The following is a 17,732-nucleotide window of genomic DNA, read 5'->3' on the forward strand; positions in this document are numbered from 1 at the left end:
CCCGCGGGACTTTCTACCCGGCCGTTTCGGGACCTTCGGCGACGGGAGCGACCGGATCGTTATGCAAGCCTTGCGGACGGGAGATTGGGGAACAAATGCCGCAGGCCAGCACCAGCAAGACCGCCACCAGCCGGGACATAGGCGTGGACCTGGGGACCGCCAACACCCTCGTCTACGCGCGGGGGCACGGCATCGTCCTCAATGAGCCGTCCGTGGTCGCGGTCCGGGCGGGCACCACCACGGCCCTGGCCGTCGGGACCGAGGCCAAGGAGACCATCGGCCGCACCCCCGGCTCCATCACCGCCATCCGTCCCCTGAAGGACGGGGTGATCTGCGACTACGAGGCCGCCGAGGAGATGATCCGGCACTTCGTCCGCAAGGCCGTGCCCGGCAAGCGCACGCGCACCCGCATGGTGGTCTGCGTGCCGTCCGGGGTCACCCCGGTCGAGCGGCGGGCCATCATCCACGCCTCGACGCGGGCCGGCGCCCGCACCGTGCACCTGATCGAGGAGCCGATGGCGGCGGCGATCGGGGCCGGCCTGCCCGTCGCCGAGCCACGCGGCTCGATGGTCGTCGACATCGGCGGCGGCACCTGCGAGGTCGCCGTGATCTCCCTCGGCGGGATCGTCACCTCGCAGTCGCTGCGCGTCGGCGGGGACCGGCTGGACGCCGCGATCACGGACTGGGTCCGCAAGGAGCACGGGCTGCTCATCGGCGAGCGCACCGCCGAGGACCTCAAGATCGCCATCGGGTCGGCCTGGCCCGTCCCGGACCGGCCCGAGCTGGAGACGCGCACGTACACCGTGCGCGGCCGCGAGCGGGTGGGCGGCATGCCGAAGACGCTCGAACTCGGCGCGGCGGACGTGCGGGCCGCCCTCGACGAGCCGATCGGGGCGATCATCGCCGCGGTGCGCACCACCCTGGAGGACTGCCCGCCGGAGCTGTCCGGCGATGTGATGGAGCACGGCATCGTGCTGACGGGCGGCGGCGCGCTGCTGCCGGGCCTGGACCTGCGGATGGCGTCCGCGACGGGCATCCCGGTCTTCGTCGCCGACGCACCGCTGGACTGCGTGGCCCTCGGCTCGGGCAAGTGCGTCGAGGACCTCGACACGCTGGGCGGACTGCTGGCCCCGGCGACGGTGTAGGCACCCCGGTCGGACGGGCCCTAGCCGCGCGGGAGGGTGGCGACGACCTCGTACGCCTCGTGCGTGCGGGTGGCCGTGAGGGTGCCGCCGAGGCTGGAGACGCGCTCGGCCATGCTCGCGGTGCCGGATCCCGCCGACACCGGCGCGCGGGCCGGCCCGCGGGCGGGCAGGCCGTTGGTCACCGAGATCCGCAGCTGCGTGCCGTCCGCCTGGATCCGGACGTCGACCGGCTCACCGCCCGCGTGCTTGGCCGCGTTGGTCAGGCACTCCTGCACCACCCGGTAGACCGCTGCCTGCCGCAGCGGCGACAGCCCGTGCACCTGTGGGTCCAGCGCCAGCCGTACGGGCGTGCCGGCCCGCCCGCTCTCCTCCGCGAGCGCCGGCAGGCCGTCGACGCCGGGCGTCGCGTCGGGGCCGCCGCGCTGCACGATGATCTCGTTCAGGACGAGGTGGGCGCGGCGCGCGGTGTCGGCGAGCTCCTCGAAATCCTTGGCGTACGGGGTCGCGCGCGCCCGGGCCGACAGCACCTCGGAGCGCACCGTCAGCAGCGTCAGCTCGCGGCCGACGAAGTCGTGGACGTCGCGCGCGACCGAAGTGCGCTCCTGCTGCACGGCCTGGAGCACGGCCGCCTCGGCCCGCCGGGCGGCGAGTTCTCCCACCAGGTCGTGGCGGTAGGCGGCGATGCCGACGGCCGAGGCGAGGACACCGATCGGCACGATCAGCCCGAGGAAGGCGCTGAGGGTGGCGGCCTGCGGCTCGGGCCAGCCCGGCAGGCAGAACACGGCCAGCGCGAAGGCCACGTACCCGACGGTGGCGAGGACGCCGGCGCGGCGGCCCCGGTAGCGGCCGACCGAGTACAGGGCGAACTGGATCAGCGTCAGCTCGTGCAGCCAGCCGATGAAGAGCAGCGCGGTGGCGTACGCGACCCACGGCGCCCGGCGGCGCACCACGAGGGTCGCCGCCCCGGCGGCGAGGACGGCGGCGGCCATGGGGCCGTTCAGGGAGTTGTCCGCGGCGGCCAGGCCCGGCAGGTCCAGCGCCATCAGGGCGAGGCAGCTCAGCGCGGTGAGCCCGTCCAGCGCGCGCTGCGAGCCGGCCCAGCTCGCGGAGAGCCGGCGGCCTGCGGCCACGGCCCGGTGGAACGCCGGGACGACGGGCTTGACGTGCATGCCCTCCATCATCGGGGGTCCGCACCGGTGATCCGATCAGCCATCCCGTCCGAAAACGTGACGATCGGCACTCCGAAGTGGCGTGGCGGGCGCCTGGACCGCGGGACGCGAAGGCCCCCGCACCGTCGGTCGGGTGCGGGGGCCTCGGCGTCACTGCTCGGGGCTGCTAGGCGGCGGGCAGCGCGTCCAGCTGGGCCTGGATCCGGGCGATGTCCACCTCGGCCTTGGCCAGCCGGCCCTTGATCTTGTCCACGACGTTGTCGGGGGCCTTGGCCAGGAAGGCCTCGTTCCCCAGCTTCGCCTCGGCCTGGGCCTTCTCCTTCTCGGCGGCGCCCAGGTCCTTCGTCAGGCGCTTGCGCTCGGCGGCGACGTCGATGGTGCCCGACAGGTCGAGCGCGACGGTGGCGCCGGCGACCGGCAGGGTGGCGGTGGCGCTGAAGCCCTCGCCCTCCGGCTGGAGGCGGAGCAGCTGGCGGATGGCCGCCTCGTGCGCCGCCAGCGCCGTACCGGACAGGTCGAGGCGGGCCGGGACCTTCTGGCCCGGCTGCAGACCCTGCTCGGCGCGGAACCGGCGGACCTCGGTGACCACGGCCTGGAGGTTCTCGATCTCGGCCTCGGCGGCCTCGTCGCGGAAGCCGCTGTCGACGGGCCACTCGGCGACCACGATGGACTCGCGGCCGGTCAGGGTGGTCCACAGGGTCTCGGTGACGAACGGGACGACCGGGTGCAGCAGGCGCATCAGGACGTCCAGGACCTCGCCGAGGACCCGGCCGGATGCCTTGGCGCCCTCGCCGCCCGCGAAGAACGTCGTCTTCGACAGCTCGACGTACCAGTCGAAGACCTCGTCCCACGCGAAGTGGTACAGCGCCTCGCTGAGCTTGGCGAACTGGAAGTCCTCGTAGTACGCGTCGACCTGCGCCACGGTCTTGTTCAGGCGGGACAGAATCCAGCGGTCGGTGGCCGACAGCGCTGAAGTCGGCGGCAGCTCGCCCTCGATCGTGGCGCCGTTCATCAGAGCGAAGCGCGTGGCGTTCCAGATCTTGTTCGCGAAGTTGCGGGAGGCCTGGACCCAGTCCTCGCCGATCGGGACGTCGGTGCCCGGGTTGGCGCCCTTGGCCAGGGTGAAGCGGACGGCGTCGGAGCCGTACTTGTCCATCCAGTCCAGCGGGTCGACGACGTTGCCGAAGGACTTCGACATCTTCTTGCCGCGCTCGTCGCGGACCAGGCCGGTCAGGGCGATGGTCTTGAACGGGACCTCGCCGTCCATCGCGTACAGGCCGAACATCATCATCCGGGCGACCCAGAAGAAGATGATGTCGTGGCCGGTCAGCAGGACGTCGGTGGAGTAGAACTTCGCCAGGTCCGGGGTCTTCTCCGGCCAGCCGAGGGTGGAGAACGGCCACAGGCCGGAGGAGAACCAGGTGTCGAGGACGTCGGTGTCCTGGTGCCAGCCCTCGCCCGTCGGCGGCTGCTCGTCGGGGCCGACGCAGACGATCTCGCCGTCCGGGCCGTACCAGATCGGGATGCGGTGGCCCCACCACAGCTGGCGCGAGATGCACCAGTCGTTCATGTTGTCGACCCAGTCGAAGTAGCGCTTCGACATGTCGGCGGGGTGGATCGCGACGCGGCCGTCGCGGACGGCGTCGCCGGCGGCCTGGGCCAGCGGCTTGACGTTGACCCACCACTGCATGGACAGGCGCGGCTCGACGGTGGTCTTGCAGCGCGAGCAGTGGCCGACGGAGTGCATGTACGGGCGCTTCTCGGCGACGATGCGGCCCTGCTCGCGCAGGGCGCCGACGACCGCGGAGCGGGCCTCGAAGCGGTCCAGGCCGAGGAAGGGGCCGTGGACGGTGATCACGCCGTGCTCGTCCATGATCGTCATGGAGGGCAGGTCGTGGCGCTGGCCGATCGCGAAGTCGTTCGGGTCGTGGGCCGGGGTGACCTTGACGGCACCCGTGCCGAACTCGGGGTCGACGTGCGTGTCGGCGACGACCGGGATGGTCCGGTCGGTCAGCGGCAGCTTGATCTGCTTGCCGATGAGGTGCCGGTAGCGCTCGTCGTCGGGGTGGACGGCGACGGCGGTGTCACCGAGCATCGTCTCGGCGCGGGTGGTGGCGACGACGAGGCTGTCCTCGCCCTCGCCGTAGCGGATCGAGACCAGCTCGCCGGCGTCTTCCTGGTACTCCACCTCGATGTCGGAGATGGCGGTCAGGCAGCGCGGGCACCAGTTGATGATGCGCTCGGCGCGGTAGATCAGCTCGTCGTCGTAGAGCTTCTTGAAGATCGTCTGGACGGCCCGGGACAGGCCCTCGTCCATGGTGAAGCGCTCGCGCGACCAGTCGACGCCGTCGCCGAGGCGGCGCATCTGCCCGAGGATCTTGCCGCCGTACTCCTCCTTCCACTGCCAGACGCGCTCGACGAACTCCTCGCGGCCCAGGTCGTGGCGGGACTTGCCCTCCTCGGCGAGCTGCTGCTCGACCTTGTTCTGGGTGGCGATGCCGGCGTGGTCCATGCCGGGCAGCCACAGGGACTCGAAGCCCTGCATGCGCTTGCGGCGGGTCAGGGCGTCCATCAGCGTGTGCTGGAAGGCGTGGCCCAGGTGGAGGGAGCCGGTGACGTTCGGCGGCGGGATGACGATGGTGTACGCGGGCTTCTCGGACGCCGCGTCGGCGGTGAAGTACCCACGCTCTACCCAGCGCTCGTAGAGCTCTCCCTCTACCTCGGCCGGCGCGTAGGCGGTCGGCAGTTCGGAGTTGGGGCTGCTGGGTGTCTGCGTGTTCTCGGTCACGGGCACAGTTTAGAGGCTTGACGTGCTCCGGGGCGCCGGGCCCCGGACTCCTGCCCCGGCCTGCCGGCCGGCCGGGCGGCCGTCCCGGTACGTCCGATACGCGAGACCACCGGTAACAGTCGCGTCATGAAAACCTGCGCAGGAGGGGGCCGCCGCCCCGGGCACCCGCGCCTTCCGCCAGGATGTGTGGAACGGATAAGCGAAGCCAGCCTCACAGGGGGACGCGGGATGAGTTACAACCAGCCAGGGCCGTACGGACAGCAGCCTCAGCAGCCGGGCCCTTACGGGCAGCAGCCCCCGCCGCCGCCGAACCCTTACGGTCAGCCCGCCCCCCAGCCCGGTTACGGCTACCCGCAGCAGGCTCCGCCGCCGCCCCCGGGATACCCGCAGCAGCCGCCGACGGCCCCGATGGGCTTCCCGCAGCAGCCGCAGCCGGCGTACGGCTACCAGCAGCCGGGCATGCCGCCGCAGCCCCCGTACGGCGCCCAGCCGCCGAAGAAGTCCAAGGCCGGCGTCGTCATCGGCGTGATCGTCGCCGTGGCCGTCATCGCGGGCGGCGGCTGGTACCTGGTGGGCGGCGGCTCGGGCGGATCGGTCGACTCGGCCACGAAGGGCTACAAGCTGGCGTTCCCGGCATCGGTCGACAGCTTCGCCAAGAACGAGAAGGCGGGCGTCCCCGGCAGCGACGCCCCGCTCGTGGGCGAGCACAAAACCAAGGTCGACGCCATGGGCATCAAGGAAGCGCGCTCGGCGGGGACCACGCAGTACCTGAACGGCGAGAAGGGCAAGGCCAAGCAGCTGACCGCCAACGGGTACTGGGGCCAGCTCGATGATCCGGCGAAGACTCTCGACGCCTACTTCGCCCAGATCGGCGCACCCAACCCTGAGCTCGACAAGCTCGGCCTGAAGTACGAGAAGGTCGGCTCCCCCAAGGACTTCACGCCGGAGGGATTCAAGGGCGCGCTCATGAAGTGCGTCGACGTCAAGATGACCGCGACGAAGTCCGTCAAGCCCGGAGAGCCGACTTCCGTGGTGGTCCCCTTCTGCGCCTGGGCCGACCACTCGACTCTGGGAGTCGTCAACCAACTGGACCAGGCGGCGATCCTGACCGGCGGCACCCACGGCACGCAGGATGACGTCGCCAAGCTCGCTGCGAAGCTCTACAACACCTCGCGGACCAAGGTCTGATCCGCCGGCAGGGGCCCAGTACGACACTGGGCCCTTGGTCCGTTGGCGTCAGTCACGCGAGGCCTGGTAGCAAGCCTCATTGGCGTCATCGAACTTCACGGACAGTGAATACAGGATGTTCTGGCAAATGATCTCGCCGAAGGTCCCGTTTTCGCCGTTGCTGCACGCATCCCGCACATGCGGGCCTACGACATAGCCCAGGTTTTCCATGTAGTTGGTGCAGTCCGTGTACGAGGCCTGCGCGGGCGATGCCGCAAGGACCGGGAGGGCTCCCGCCAACGCCGTTGCTGCGACGACCCCCACCGCACGCTTGATCTTGGACACCACACGCTCCCTCGGTTCGGCACTTCACTGCCAGACCAAGATGATCACGAATGGGGCGGACGATCCAGAATATTTCGACCATCTGACCGATTTGCGTTTACCTTTGGCCGATCACGCACGAGGAGGGGCGCCCCGGGCATTCGGGGGCACCCCTCCTCGTGTACACGTGAGACTACGCCGACTTCTCCTGCGGGCCCTGGTCCTTCGGGACGATGCGGGGGACCAGCGTCGGGTTCACGTTCGAGCGGACCACGTCGGCCGTGATGACCACGCGGGCCACGTCCTTGCGGGACGGGACCTCGTACATCACCGACATCAGGACCTCCTCCATGATGGCGCGCAGCCCGCGCGCACCCGTCTGGCGGAGGATCGCCTGGTCGGCGATGGCCTCAAGGGCCTCGCGCTCGAAGTCCAGCTCCACGCCGTCCAGTTCGAAGAGCCGCTGGTACTGCTTCACCAGCGCGTTGCGCGGCTCGACCAGGATCTGGAGGAGGGCTTCCCGGTCCAGGTTGTGCACCGAGGTGATGACCGGGAGGCGGCCGATGAACTCGGGGATCATCCCGAACTTCACCAGGTCCTCCGGCATGACCTCCTGGAACTGGTCGCTCGCCTCGATCTCCCGCTTCGAGCGGATGGTGGCGCCGAAGCCGATGCCCTTGGCCCCCGCACGCGACTCGATGATCTTCTCGAGGCCGGCGAAGGCGCCGCCCACGATGAAGAGCACGTTCGTCGTGTCGATCTGGATGAACTCCTGGTGCGGGTGCTTGCGGCCGCCCTGCGGGGGGACCGAGGCCGTGGTGCCTTCCAGGATCTTCAGCAGGGCCTGCTGGACGCCCTCGCCCGAGACGTCGCGCGTGATCGACGGGTTCTCGCTCTTGCGGGCGACCTTGTCGATCTCGTCGATGTAGATGATCCCGGTCTCGGCCTTCTTGACGTCGTAGTCGGCCGCCTGGATGAGCTTCAGCAGGATGTTCTCGACGTCCTCGCCCACATAGCCGGCCTCCGTCAGCGCCGTCGCGTCGGCGATGGCGAACGGCACGTTCAGCATGCGGGCCAGGGTCTGGGCGAGCAGCGTCTTGCCGGAGCCCGTGGGGCCCAGCAGCAGGATGTTGGACTTCGCCAGCTCGATGGCGTCGTCACGGCCCTGCGCGCCGCCGTTCTCGCCGGCCTGGACGCGCTTGTAGTGGTTGTACACCGCCACGGAGAGCGCCTTCTTCGCCGGCTCCTGGCCGACGACGTAGCTCTCCAGGAACTCGTAGATCTCGCGGGGCTTGGGGAGTTCCTCCCACCGCACCTCGCTCGTCTCCGCGAGCTCCTCCTCGATGATCTCGTTGCAGAGGTCGATGCACTCGTCGCAGATGTACACACCGGGTCCTGCGATGAGCTTCTTCACCTGCTTCTGGCTCTTTCCGCAGAACGAGCACTTGAGCAGGTCGCCGCCGTCACCGATGCGTGCCACGAGGTGCTTCCCCTTCGCCTGGGAGACGCTTGGTTCAGCGCTCCTGGTGCCTCATATCCGACGGTACCTTGCCGGGGGCCCCGTACGGGGCCCCCTTGGCGCGGTTCACACAGCCGAATCCTGCGGCGTGTCCGCGCCAATTGGCGGCAAGGATCAGACCGCGTTCATCTTGCGGGTGGAGACGATCTGGTCGATCAGGCCGTACGCCAGCGCGTCCTCGGCCGTGAGGATCTTGTCGCGCTCGATGTCCTCGCGGATCTTCTCGATCGGCGTGGACGAGTGCTTGGCCAGCATGGTCTCCAGCTGGTCGCGCATGCGCAGGATCTCGTTGGCCGCGATCTCCAGGTCGGAGAGCTGCTCGCGGCCGGTGCCGCCGGACGGCTGGTGGATCAGCACGCGGGCGTTCGGGAGGGCCATGCGCTTGCCCGGGGTGCCGGCGGCGAGCAGGACCGCGGCGGCGGAGGCCGCCTGGCCCATGCAGACCGTCTGGATGTCCGGCTTCACGAACTGCATCGTGTCGTAGATGGCCGTCAGCGCCGTGAAGGAACCGCCGGGGCTGTTGATGTAGATCGAGATGTCGCGGTCCGGGTCCATCGACTCCAGGCACAGCAGCTGCGCCATGACGTCGTTGGCGGAGGCGTCGTCGATCTGCACGCCGAGGAAGATCACGCGCTCCTCGAAGAGCTTCGCGTACGGGTCGTACTCGCGCACGCCCTGGGAAGTGCGCTCGACGAAGCGGGGGACGACGTAGCGGCTGTCGACCTGCGGCCCGGTGTAGAGGCCGCTCGCGGGAGAGAGGTTGTTCATGTGCATCTGGGTGTTCACCATCCTGGTGGCGTTCTGCGGGCTGAGGCTTGCCTGGTGCGGGCGGGCGTACGGGGCCGCGGTGCGGGCCCCGCCACCGCCGGGGCCGGGATCAGGCCCCGGTGCCGCCGCCGCCCGGGACCAGGGACGCGGCGGAGATGATCTCGTCGATGAGGCCGTACTCCTTGGCCTCCTCCGCCGTGAACCAGCGGTCGCGGTCGCCGTCGCGGATGATGGTCTCCACGGTCTGACCGGAGTGGTGCGCGGTGATCTCCGCCATGCGCTGCTTCGTGCGCAGCAGGTACTTGGCCTGGATCTTGATGTCCGAGGCGGTGCCGCCGATGCCGGCGGAGCCCTGGTGCATCAGGATGTCGGTGTTCGGGAGCGCGAAGCGCTTGCCCGGGGCGCCGCCGGTGAGCAGGAACTGGCCCATGGAGGCCGCCATGCCCATGCCGATGGTGACGACGTCGTTCGGGATGTACTGCATGGTGTCGTAGACCGCCATGCCCGCCGTCACCGAGCCGCCGGGGCTGTTGATGTACAGGTAGATGTCCTTCTCCGGCTCCGCGGCCAGGAGGAGGAGCTGCGCCGTGATCTTGTTGGCGATGTCGTCGTCGACCTGCTGGCCGAGGAAGATGATGCGCTCGCCGAGCAGCCGGTTGTAGACATGGTCGCCGAGGCCGCCACCGATGGACGGCTCACCCGCGGCGTAAGGCTTCAGATTCGTCACGTATCCACCTGCTCGTCTCCGACGGCGACATGCCGTCTCAGCGTTTCGTTCTGGGGCGCGGACCGGTTGGGTGCGGAGCTGTCCGCCGGCGTCCGGGTACTCCCGTGCCCTCGTATTCATGGACCCTAACGCGCAGGTCGGACAACGCCATCCCGCTTCCCGAACTGTTCGCTCGGAGCGCAAGCTCCGGGGCCCTTTCGGAGGCCTTCCGCGAAGCCCCGGGGAAAGCTCGGGAAGGCGTGGGGAAGCCTCACGGGCGGACTCGGGGGAGCCCTCCCGGCACACAAGCGGAAGGGCCCGCACGCTGCTGCGTACGGGCCCTCCGGGGTACTGCTCGGCGCCACTGCCGGGCGCCGGTGCGGCGCGGCCTTACTTGGCCTCGTCCTCACCCTCGGCGGCGTCGCCCTCGGCGGCGGCCTCGACGGTCTCGGCCGCGGCCTCGGCCTCGTCCTCCTCGTCGGACAGGTCGACGACCTCACCGTTGCTGTCCACGACCTTGGCGGCCTCGACGACCAGCGCCAGCGCCTTGCCGCGGGCGACCTCGCCGACGAGCATCGGGACCTGGCCGCCCTCGACGACCGCCTGGGCGAACTGGTCGGGGGACATGCCGGAGGAGGCGGCGCGGCGCATGAGGTGCTCGGTGAGCTCCTCCTGGTTGACGCCCAGCTTCTCCTTGTTGACCAGGGCGTCCAGGACGAACTGGGTCTTGATGCCCTTGATCGCCTGCTCCTTGGTCTCGGCCTCGAACTCCTCGACCGTCTTGCCCTGGAACTCCAGGTACTTCTCCAGCGTCAGGCCCATCTGGCCGAGCTGGTGGTGCTCCAGGTTGTGCTTGCGGGTGTTGACCTCGTCCTCGAGCAGCTTCTCGGGGATCGGCACCTCGACGAGCTCCAGCAGCTTCTCCAGGACGCGCTCCTGGGCCTGCGTGGCCTGGTCGTACTGCTTCATGTTCTCGAGGCGCTTGCGGCTGTCGGCCTTGAGGTCCTCGAGGGTGTCGAACTCGCTCGCCATCTGCGCGAACTCGTCGTCCAGCTCCGGCAGCTCCTTGGCGGAGACCTTGGTGACCTTGACGGTGACCTCGGCGTCCTTGCCCTCGGCGGAGCCGCCCTTCAGCTGCGAGGTGAAGGTGGCCTCGCCGCCGGCCTCGAGGCCCTTGACGGCCTCGTCGATGCCGTCGAGGAGCTCGCCCGAGCCGATGGTGTAGGAGACGTCGGAGGCGACGCCGTCCGGCAGGACCTCGCCGTCGACCTTGGCCTCGAGGTCGATGGTGACGACGTCACCCTCGGCGGCGGCGCGCTCGACGTCCTTGGTGGACGCGAAGCGGTTCCGCAGCTGCTCGACGGACTTCTCGACGTCCTCGTCGGAGACCTCGACCGCGTCGACCTCGACCTCGATGCCGGAGAAGTCCGGGATCTCGATCTCGGGACGAACGTCGACCTCGGCGGTGAAGGCCAGCAGCTCGCCGTCCTTCAGCTCGGTGATGTCGACCTCGGGCTGGCCCAGCGGGTTCAGGTCGGCCTCGTTGACGGCCTCGGTGTAGAACTTCGGGAGCGCGTCGTTGACGGCCTCCTCCAGCACCGCACCGCGGCCGAAGCGCTGGTCGATGACGCGGGCCGGGATCTTGCCCTTGCGGAAGCCCTTCACCGTGACCTGCTGGTTGATCTTCTTGTACGCCGCGTCGAGGCTGTCCTTGAGCTCCTCGAAGGGCACCTCGACAGTGAGCCGAACCCGAGTCGGGTTCAGGGTCTCCACGGCGCTCTTCACGGTTCGGTCTCCTTGTGGCTGACTGCTGGGGTCTGCTGTCGCTGCGATTCAGCGTTTCAGCGGATCGGGCCCGGTACATCAGACACACGGGCACGCAGCTTGCATAGTAACCGCAAGCGGCAATCAGCCCACAACGCGATCTTCGCGATGGCGATGGTGGTGGTCGGGGTGGCCGGATTCGAACCGACGACCTTCCGCTCCCAAAGCGGACGCGCTACCAAGCTGCGCCACACCCCGTCGGTGCGACACGTAGGGTACATGGCCGGAGACCCTCCGACACGCGGCGTTTACACGAAGCTTTCAGGCCGCCCGCAGCCCGGCCCGCGTACGGGCACGCAATGCGGTGTGACTCCCCCGCCCCGACCCGCTAGGATGCTCTCCGTGCCGCAGCCCCCGGACCTGCGCGCATGCGTTGCGGGTGTAGCTCAATGGTAGAGCACTAGTCTTCCAAACTAGCTACGCGGGTTCGATTCCCGTCACCCGCTCTGAACAGCGGAAGGGCCAGGTCGGAGGAGGTTTCCTCGGCCTGGCCCTTCGGCGTTGCAGCGTTGGGTCAGTGCATGACCGGTGTGCAGTTGACCGTGGTCTTGCCGTCGGCCGTCTTGACCACGTACGTGTTCCCGCTCAGACCGCCGAGGTCGAACCTCCCCTGCTTGTTGACGGTGACCGAACCCGAAGTGGACCCGGAGTAGGTCACTGTCGTGCCGGCGGGGAATCCCTGGCCCCACAGGTGGTACTTGCCGGCTGAATCCACCTCGACGTTGCACGTCGCGGCGGCGGGGGCTGTGGTGGTCGCGGCCTGTGCGGCCATGGCCGGGCCCACCGCGAGCGCGGGGGCGGCGAGGAGCGTGAGTGCTGCAAGACGGCGTGTGCGGTTCATCGTTCAACCTGCCTTGGATGGTGCCGATACGGCCGGTGAAGGCGTGACGGCTCCGATACCCGCGGCAGGGTCGTACGGGACGCCGAGGGAGAGAGTCTCGGTCCGTTACGCCGTACTGATGCCGCCTTCAGGCTAACGTCCGGCGCGCCGCATGGCATCTCACGGCTAGAGCTTGATGCCCGCGATGGTGTCCGCGAGGGAGTTCAGGAAGCGGTTGACGTCCGGCGCGATGGAGCTGGAGGCCAGGAAGAAGCCGAAGAGGACGGCGACGATCGCCGGGCCCGCCTTGATGTGGTTGCCGCGGATCAGCACCACCAGGATGACCGCCAACAGAACCACCACTGACAGCGAAATGGCCACTACTGATCACACCTTCGGTCGTCCCCGGCTCGGCCTGGGGCGCACGGCCGCGCACACCCCCACATGGACCATCCTCCCACCAACAGGGCCCCGCTATCCGCCGCCTGAGCGTCCATCGGCGACGGTTTTCCGCCAGCGGCGCGTCACGGCGTGGGCAGGCCCAGGAGGGAGCGCACGCGGGCGTACTTCGCCGTGAGGCGCTCGCGGGTGGGCGCGTCCAGGACGGACAGGCGTACGGGATCGGCGTTGTGGGCCAGGTCCGCCTCCTTGACCAGCAAGGCTCCCGGCGTGGCGAGGATGCGGGCCGCGTACTCCTCGACCGGCTCCCCCGGGCGCTTGGTGACCGCCAGGACCATGTCCTTCACCGACTGCGGGAGAGCGGCTGAATCCAGCCATGCCCGGCTGAGGGCGTCATCCTCGACGGCATCGTGCAGCCAGGCCGCCGCCTGCTGCTCCGCGCTGCCGCCGCGGGTGCGGACGCCCTCCGCGACCGCCGCGAGGTGCTCCGCGTACGGCCGCCCCGCCTTGTCGGTCTGCCCCTCGTGCGCGGCGCGCGCCAGGGCCTCGACCTCCGCAAGGGTGAGCGACTCATTTGTCATGCGGTTCGGTTCCCTTCGCCGTCCGGTGCGCCGCCGCGCGGAGCGCCCGTGCCGCGCGGTGCACATCCGACTCCGTGGTGCGCCAGTTGGAGAACGCCGCGCGCAGGGCGGGGGTTCCCGCGTACACGGTCGGGGTGACGAACACCTCGGCCGCCGCAGCCTCCCTCAGGGCCGTGAGCCGGGCCTGCGTCGGGTCGTCGGCGAGGGTGAAGCAGACGACGTTGAGGCGGACGGGGGCGAGGAGGCGGAAGGCGGGGTCCTGCTCCAGTTCCGCGCCGAGGGCCCGGGCGCAGGCGATGTCGCGCTCGACGATCTCGCGGTGGCCCTCGCGGCCGTACGCGCACAGCGTGAACCAGGCGGCCAGGGCGCGCAGCCGGTGCGAGTTCTCGGGGGTGAGGTGGACCAGGTCGGGGGTCTCGCCGAGGGGGCCGAGGTAGGCGGCGGCGTTCTGGTAGACGCGGGCCTGGAGGTCGGGGCGGCGGGTGAACTGGACGGCGCTGTCGTAGGGCACGTTGAGCCACTTGTGGAGGTCGACGCAGACGGAGTCGGAGGCGTCGAGGCCGTCGACGAGGTGGGAGTACTGCGGGGAGAGCGCGGCGAACGCGCCGAAGGCGGCGTCGGTGTGGAGCCAGAAGTCGTGGCGGTCCTTGAGGGCGGCGACGGCGCGCAGGTCGTCGAAGTCGACGGTGTTGACGGTGCCGGCGTTGGCGACGACGACGGCGGGGCCGGGGGTGTCGGCGAGGGCGCGGTCGAGGGCGGCGGGGTCGACGGCCTCGCGGCCGGGCAGGGTGGGCACCGGTACGAGGCTCGCGCGGCCGAGGCCGAGGACGGACAGGGCCTTGGCGATGGATGAGTGCGGGGCGCCGGAGAGCACGCGGACGGGTCCGAGGGCGGCGGCCCCGTCCTCGGCCGGGGAGACCCCGAGGCGTTCGCCGAGCCATTCGCGGGCGATGGCGAGGCCGGTGGTGTTGGACTGGGTGGCGCCGCTGACAAATGCGCCGCTCTGCGCGGCGCCGAGTCCGAACAGCTCGCGGAGCCAGCCGACGGTCTCGCGCTCCAGGCCCTGGCCGGCGCCGTCGAGGGCGGAGTTGGAGTTCTGGTCGTGGGCGGCGGTCAGCCAGTCGCCGGCGAGGGCGGCCGGGGTGGCGCCGCCGGTGACGAAGCCGAGGTAGCGGGGGCCGGCCGAGGCCGACAGGCGGGGCGCCCAGCGCCGGGCGAAGGCGTCGAGGGCGGCCTCGGTGCCGGCGGCGCGGTCCGGGAGCGGCTCGGGGGCCGGCGGCTGCGCCGGGGGCGGCGGTACGACGGGACGCGCGGCGAGGGCTGCGAGGGCGTCGGCGGCGGCGCGGCGGGTGGTCTCGAGGAGCTCGGGGAGGCGGGCGAGGTCGGCGGCGAGGGTGCGGTCCATGCGCGGCACGGTAGGGGCCGGGCGGCCGGGGCGGACCGGCCAATCCGGCGAAAGTGGCCGGTCCGCGGCCCGCGGCCGCCGGCACTGCCCGGCCGGGACCGGCGGCCGGCGCCGGCACTGCCCGGCCGGGGTCAGCGGCCCGCCGGCACGGCCCGGCAACGGCACGGCCCCGACGGGGTCGGGGCGCCGGCGGCGCGGGACGGTGGAGGTCGCAGGGGCGGCACTCGCGCGGCTCGGGCGGCGGCGCCACGCCGGTGGGGCGGCGGGGGCGGCGTGGTGCCCAGGGGTGTCGTACGGTCGGTGGATGGGTGCAATACGCAGGACAGCAGGGCTCATTGGGGTCGCGGCGGCCGTGGCCGCGCTGGCGGGATGCAGCACACCGCCCGCCCCGGCGGCCGCACCGGGGCCGAGCAGTCGGGAGACCCGGCCGGGCGGCCCGGGCTGGGAGCGACCGCAGTCCCCCTCCGGTGGAGGACCGGCCGCGGCGAGACCGTCGGCCCCGGCGTCCGCCGGGGCGTGCCCCGAGGGCGGGGTGCGGGTGCTCGAAGGAGGCGGGGACGCCGCGATGGGCCTGCGGATGGCGAGCGTACGGCTGGTCAACTGCGGCACCGCGCCGTACGAGCTGGAAGGCCATCCGCAGATCAGGCTGCTGGACAAGAAGCGGGCGCCGGTGGAGGCGGAGGTGAAGCACGGCTCGGCCGACATCACCACGGGCGTGCCGAGCATGGACGCGCCCGCCGAGCGGGTGACGCTCCAGCCGGGGCAGGAGGCGTCCTTCGGGATGCTGTGGCGCAACACCGTGACCGACTCCACCGTGCCCGCCGTAGAGGGCTGGGCGGTGGAGGTGACGCCCAAGCCGGGGGCGCCCCGGGTGACCGTGGAGCTGACGGCCCCGGTGGACCTCGGCAACACCGGCAGGCTGGGCATCAGCGCCTGGTCGGCGGCGGCCCGGTGATCGTCTGGCTCAACGGGCCTTTCGGGGGCGGGAAGACGCAGACCGCGTACGAGCTGCACCGGCGGCTGCCGGGCAGTGTGGTGTGCGATCCGGAGCACGTGGGCTTCGGGCTGCACCGGATGCTGCCGGAGCCGCTGCGCGGGGACTTCCAGGACCTGCCGGCGTGGCGGCAGGGCGTGTTCGAGGTGCTGGACCTGGCCGCGAGCCGACATCCGGGGCCGGTGCTGGTGCCGATGACGGTCACCGAGCCGCGGTACCTGGACGAGACCGTGGGGCGGCTGCGGGAGGCGGGCCACGACGTACGGCACTTCGCGCTGCTGGCCGAGCGGGAGACCGTACTGCGCCGGCTGCGGGAGCGCGGTCTCGGGCTCGGGCTGAAGCGGGAGAGCTTCGCGGTGTCCCGGCTGGACGGCTGCCTGGAGGCGCTGCGGGCGCCGGAGTTCGCCGACCACCTGGCCACGGACCGCCTGACGGTGTCCCAGGTCGCGGGCCGGGTCGCGGAGCTGTCGGGGCTGCGGGCGGCCCCGGACACCGACGGCGCGCTGCGCGGGCGGCTGCGGCGCGCACTGGTCGGCGTCCGGCACATCCGCTTCGACTGACGGCGGCCCGGGGCGGCCGGAACACCCCTCGGGCTCGTCTCAGGGCCGGCCCGCGGCCCGCAGCGCCCAGCGGCCCGGGATCAGCGTCGCGGCCGGCCCGAGGCCCAGCACGGCCGCCGCGATGGAGGTGTGGAGCAGCGGCGGGATGTGCGGGGGTGCTCCGGTGACCGCCCTGGTCAGCGGGGTCAGGGTGGCCAGGGCGATCGCGGTGCCGAGGGCGGTGCCCGCGCCGCCGATGAGCAGGGCCTCCCAGCGCAGCATGCGCAGCACCTGGCGGCGTGTGGAGCCGATAAGGCGCAGCATCCGCAGCTCGCGGCGGCGGTCGAGGACCGTCATCACCAGGGTGTTGGCGGCGGCGACGGCCGCGAAGCCGCCGAGGACGGCCGCCATGGTGGTGTTGGCCCAGGCGCCCAGGGCCCGGTCCAGGCTCTGCTGCGCCGTCCACTGCGCGGCCGGGATCGCGCCGCCCGCCACGGCGGCGGGGACCGGGCCGCGGACCAGGAGTTCCGTCGGGCGCCCGGCGGTGGTGCGGCCGGCGAGGTCCGCGGCCGGCAGGGTGACCTGGCCGAGGCCGAGGCCGAGGCCGCGGGTGTAGACGGCGACGACCTCGGGGGCGGCCGGTGTCCCGTCGCGGCATCAGGCGGCTGCTCCCGCGTACGCCGGTGCGGTGAGGGCGGTCATCCGGGCGGCGATGGTGGCGGCGGAGCTGTTCGGGAGCCGGTCGGCGATGAGCCCGTCGGCGAGGAAGAGCACCTGGTCGGCGTGGGCGGCGGCCGCCGGGTCGTGGGTGACCATGACGACGGTGGCGCCGAGGGAGTCGACGGCGGCCCGCAGGAGGCCGAGGACCTCGGCGGCGGTGGTGGTGTCGAGGGCGCCGGTGGGCTCGTCGGCGAAGACGACGTCGGGGCGGGTGATCAGGGCGCGGGCGATGGCGACGCGCTGCTGCTGGCCGCCGGAGAGCTCGGCGGGGCGGCGGCTGCCCTTGCCGTCGAGGCCGACGCGGGCGAGCAGGTCGGCGGCCCGGGCGCGGACCTGCCCGGAGGTGCCGCCGCCGGCGAGCCGCATCGGGAGCAGCACGTTCTGCTCGACGGTGAGGGAGGGCAGCAGGTTGAACGCCTGGAAGACGAAGCCGAGGCGGCTGCGGCGGAGCTCGGTGAGCTCGTTCTCGTTCATGCCGGTGATCTCGCTGCCACCGAGGCGGACGGAGCCGGCGGTGGGAAGGTCGAGTCCGGCGGCGCACTGCAGGAAGGTGGACTTGCCGGAGCCGGAGGGGCCCATGACGGCGGTGAAGCTGCCGCGCGGCAGGCTGAGGTCGATCCCGCGCAGCGCGTGGACCGCCGCGGCGCCGCGCCCGTACTCCCTGCGTACGCCGCGCAGTTCGACGGCGGCCGTGGTGTCGTACGCCGCCTGCCCGCTCTCGCGCTGCCGCCTGCTGCTCCGGAACCCCATGGGTCAACCGCCTCCGCCGTGTCGTCGTGTCGTGCTCGCGCCTCGACGCTACGGAGCGGGGCCGGTCGGCGGCCATGGCGGGGCCCGGCGCATCCGGGGTGGGGGAAACCCCAC

17 protein-coding genes and 2 tRNA genes are annotated in these 17,732 nt (G+C 71.5%); 5 read left to right on the top strand and 14 right to left on the bottom strand.

Translation table 11 applies throughout. The annotated features are described in order from the left end of the window. The first annotated feature begins 95 nt into the window (after nt 1-95). Nucleotides 96-1,145 carry a rod shape-determining protein gene (locus AB0F11_RS08945; RefSeq protein ID WP_362169903.1) on the top strand — a complete coding sequence of 350 codons (1,050 nt, stop codon included), beginning with the start codon at nt 96-98 and terminating at the stop codon, nt 1,143-1,145. A gap of 20 nt (nt 1,146-1,165) precedes the next feature. Here AB0F11_RS08945 and AB0F11_RS08950 read toward each other — a convergent pair whose 3' ends face one another. Beyond that, nucleotides 1,166-2,314, bottom strand: a complete 1,149-nt coding sequence (locus tag AB0F11_RS08950) for a histidine kinase (protein ID WP_362169905.1) — start codon at nt 2,312-2,314, stop codon at nt 1,166-1,168. A 166-nt stretch (nt 2,315-2,480) separates the two neighbouring features. Next, nucleotides 2,481-5,102, bottom strand: coding sequence for a valine--tRNA ligase (locus tag AB0F11_RS08955; protein ID WP_362169907.1), 2,622 nt, complete (start codon nt 5,100-5,102; stop codon nt 2,481-2,483). Nucleotides 5,103-5,330: 228 nt separating this feature from the next. Here AB0F11_RS08955 and AB0F11_RS08960 point away from each other — a divergent pair, with 228 nt between their 5' ends. Then, a complete protein-coding gene (locus AB0F11_RS08960) occupies nt 5,331-6,290 on the top strand; it encodes a hypothetical protein (protein WP_362169909.1) in 960 nt (319 codons plus the stop codon). Nucleotides 6,291-6,338: 48 nt separating this feature from the next. On the opposite strand, the gene AB0F11_RS08965 is transcribed toward AB0F11_RS08960, so the two are convergent. The 6 genes from AB0F11_RS08965 to AB0F11_RS08990 all read right to left on the bottom strand — a co-directional run bounded on the left by AB0F11_RS08965 (nt 6,339) and on the right by AB0F11_RS08990 (nt 11,608). After that, complete coding sequence (locus AB0F11_RS08965) at nt 6,339-6,614, bottom strand: hypothetical protein (protein ID WP_362169911.1); 276 nt, start codon at nt 6,612-6,614, stop codon at nt 6,339-6,341. A 172-nt stretch (nt 6,615-6,786) separates the two neighbouring features. Then, on the bottom strand, nt 6,787-8,073 hold the full coding sequence (gene clpX / locus AB0F11_RS08970) for an ATP-dependent Clp protease ATP-binding subunit ClpX (protein WP_030297265.1): 1,287 nt from the start codon (nt 8,071-8,073) through the stop codon (nt 6,787-6,789). Nucleotides 8,074-8,226: 153 nt separating this feature from the next. After that, the gene (locus AB0F11_RS08975) at nt 8,227-8,901 is read right to left on the bottom strand and encodes an ATP-dependent Clp protease proteolytic subunit (protein WP_361909489.1); all 675 of its coding nucleotides are present in this window, start codon (nt 8,899-8,901) and stop codon (nt 8,227-8,229) included. Between the two features lie 88 nt (nt 8,902-8,989). Continuing rightward, nucleotides 8,990-9,607, bottom strand: a complete 618-nt coding sequence (locus AB0F11_RS08980; protein ID WP_361909492.1) for an ATP-dependent Clp protease proteolytic subunit — start codon at nt 9,605-9,607, stop codon at nt 8,990-8,992. 369 nt (nt 9,608-9,976) lie between these two features. Then, on the bottom strand, nt 9,977-11,371 hold the full coding sequence (gene tig / locus AB0F11_RS08985; protein ID WP_362169914.1) for a trigger factor: 1,395 nt from the start codon (nt 11,369-11,371) through the stop codon (nt 9,977-9,979). A 160-nt stretch (nt 11,372-11,531) separates the two neighbouring features. Then, nucleotides 11,532-11,608 (bottom strand) — tRNA-Pro (locus AB0F11_RS08990). Nucleotides 11,609-11,785: 177 nt separating this feature from the next. Here AB0F11_RS08990 and AB0F11_RS08995 point away from each other — a divergent pair. Continuing rightward, nucleotides 11,786-11,856, top strand: a tRNA-Gly gene (locus AB0F11_RS08995). A 68-nt stretch (nt 11,857-11,924) separates the two neighbouring features. Here the strand turns inward: AB0F11_RS08995 and AB0F11_RS09000 are convergent. The 4 genes from AB0F11_RS09000 to AB0F11_RS09015 all read right to left on the bottom strand — a co-directional run bounded on the left by AB0F11_RS09000 (nt 11,925) and on the right by AB0F11_RS09015 (nt 14,615). Further along, nucleotides 11,925-12,251: a hypothetical protein gene (locus tag AB0F11_RS09000; protein ID WP_362169916.1), complete on the bottom strand. Its 327-nt coding sequence runs from the start codon at nt 12,249-12,251 to the stop codon at nt 11,925-11,927. Nucleotides 12,252-12,416: 165 nt separating this feature from the next. Next, the gene (locus tag AB0F11_RS09005; protein WP_030159386.1) at nt 12,417-12,611 is read right to left on the bottom strand and encodes a hypothetical protein; all 195 of its coding nucleotides are present in this window, start codon (nt 12,609-12,611) and stop codon (nt 12,417-12,419) included. A gap of 143 nt (nt 12,612-12,754) precedes the next feature. After that, complete coding sequence (locus AB0F11_RS09010) at nt 12,755-13,210, bottom strand: HD domain-containing protein (protein WP_362169918.1); 456 nt, start codon at nt 13,208-13,210, stop codon at nt 12,755-12,757. Continuing rightward, nucleotides 13,200-14,615, bottom strand: a complete 1,416-nt coding sequence (locus AB0F11_RS09015) for a pyridoxal-dependent decarboxylase (protein WP_362169920.1) — start codon at nt 14,613-14,615, stop codon at nt 13,200-13,202. Before AB0F11_RS09015 ends, AB0F11_RS09010 begins: the two co-directional genes overlap by 11 nt. A 304-nt stretch (nt 14,616-14,919) precedes the next feature. Here AB0F11_RS09015 and AB0F11_RS09020 point away from each other — a divergent pair, with 304 nt between their 5' ends. Both AB0F11_RS09020 and AB0F11_RS09025 read left to right on the top strand, forming a co-directional pair. After that, complete coding sequence (locus tag AB0F11_RS09020) at nt 14,920-15,570, top strand: DUF4232 domain-containing protein (RefSeq protein WP_362169922.1); 651 nt, start codon at nt 14,920-14,922, stop codon at nt 15,568-15,570. Continuing rightward, entirely contained in the window at nt 15,567-16,169 is a 603-nt protein-coding gene (locus AB0F11_RS09025) for an AAA family ATPase (protein ID WP_362169924.1), read from the top strand. The genes AB0F11_RS09020 and AB0F11_RS09025 overlap by 4 nt, the downstream gene beginning before the upstream one ends. A gap of 39 nt (nt 16,170-16,208) precedes the next feature. On the opposite strand, the gene AB0F11_RS09030 is transcribed toward AB0F11_RS09025, so the two are convergent. Both AB0F11_RS09030 and AB0F11_RS09035 read right to left on the bottom strand, forming a co-directional pair. Beyond that, nucleotides 16,209-16,643 (bottom strand): FtsX-like permease family protein, encoded by a 435-nt coding sequence (locus tag AB0F11_RS09030; RefSeq protein ID WP_362169926.1) that lies wholly within the window; start codon nt 16,641-16,643, stop codon nt 16,209-16,211. A gap of 162 nt (nt 16,644-16,805) precedes the next feature. Beyond that, nucleotides 16,806-17,618, bottom strand: coding sequence for an ABC transporter ATP-binding protein (locus tag AB0F11_RS09035; RefSeq protein ID WP_362169928.1), 813 nt, complete (start codon nt 17,616-17,618; stop codon nt 16,806-16,808). Nucleotides 17,619-17,732: the final 114 nt, after the last annotated feature.

Origin of the sequence: Streptomyces sp. NPDC032472, assembly GCF_040636955.1 — a bacterium.
GTDB lineage: Bacteria > Actinomycetota > Actinomycetes > Streptomycetales > Streptomycetaceae > Streptomyces.

What these genes read in the sequence shown, in the direction of transcription:
- AB0F11_RS08960 (WP_362169909.1), top strand. Translation starts at nt 5,331, where the DNA reads ATGAGTTACAACCAGCCAGGGCCGTACGGACAGCAGCCTCAGCAGCCG.
- AB0F11_RS09000 (WP_362169916.1), bottom strand. Translation starts at nt 12,251, where the DNA reads ATGAACCGCACACGCCGTCTTGCAGCACTCACGCTCCTCGCCGCCCCC.
- AB0F11_RS09020 (WP_362169922.1), top strand. Translation starts at nt 14,920, where the DNA reads ATGGGTGCAATACGCAGGACAGCAGGGCTCATTGGGGTCGCGGCGGCC.
- AB0F11_RS09010 (WP_362169918.1), bottom strand. Translation starts at nt 13,210, where the DNA reads ATGACAAATGAGTCGCTCACCCTTGCGGAGGTCGAGGCCCTGGCGCGC.
- AB0F11_RS09035 (WP_362169928.1), bottom strand. Translation starts at nt 17,618, where the DNA reads ATGGGGTTCCGGAGCAGCAGGCGGCAGCGCGAGAGCGGGCAGGCGGCG.
- AB0F11_RS09015 (WP_362169920.1), bottom strand. Translation starts at nt 14,615, where the DNA reads ATGGACCGCACCCTCGCCGCCGACCTCGCCCGCCTCCCCGAGCTCCTC.
- AB0F11_RS08945 (WP_362169903.1), top strand. Translation starts at nt 96, where the DNA reads ATGCCGCAGGCCAGCACCAGCAAGACCGCCACCAGCCGGGACATAGGC.
- AB0F11_RS08975 (WP_361909489.1), bottom strand. Translation starts at nt 8,901, where the DNA reads ATGGTGAACACCCAGATGCACATGAACAACCTCTCTCCCGCGAGCGGC.
- AB0F11_RS08950 (WP_362169905.1), bottom strand. Translation starts at nt 2,314, where the DNA reads ATGCACGTCAAGCCCGTCGTCCCGGCGTTCCACCGGGCCGTGGCCGCA.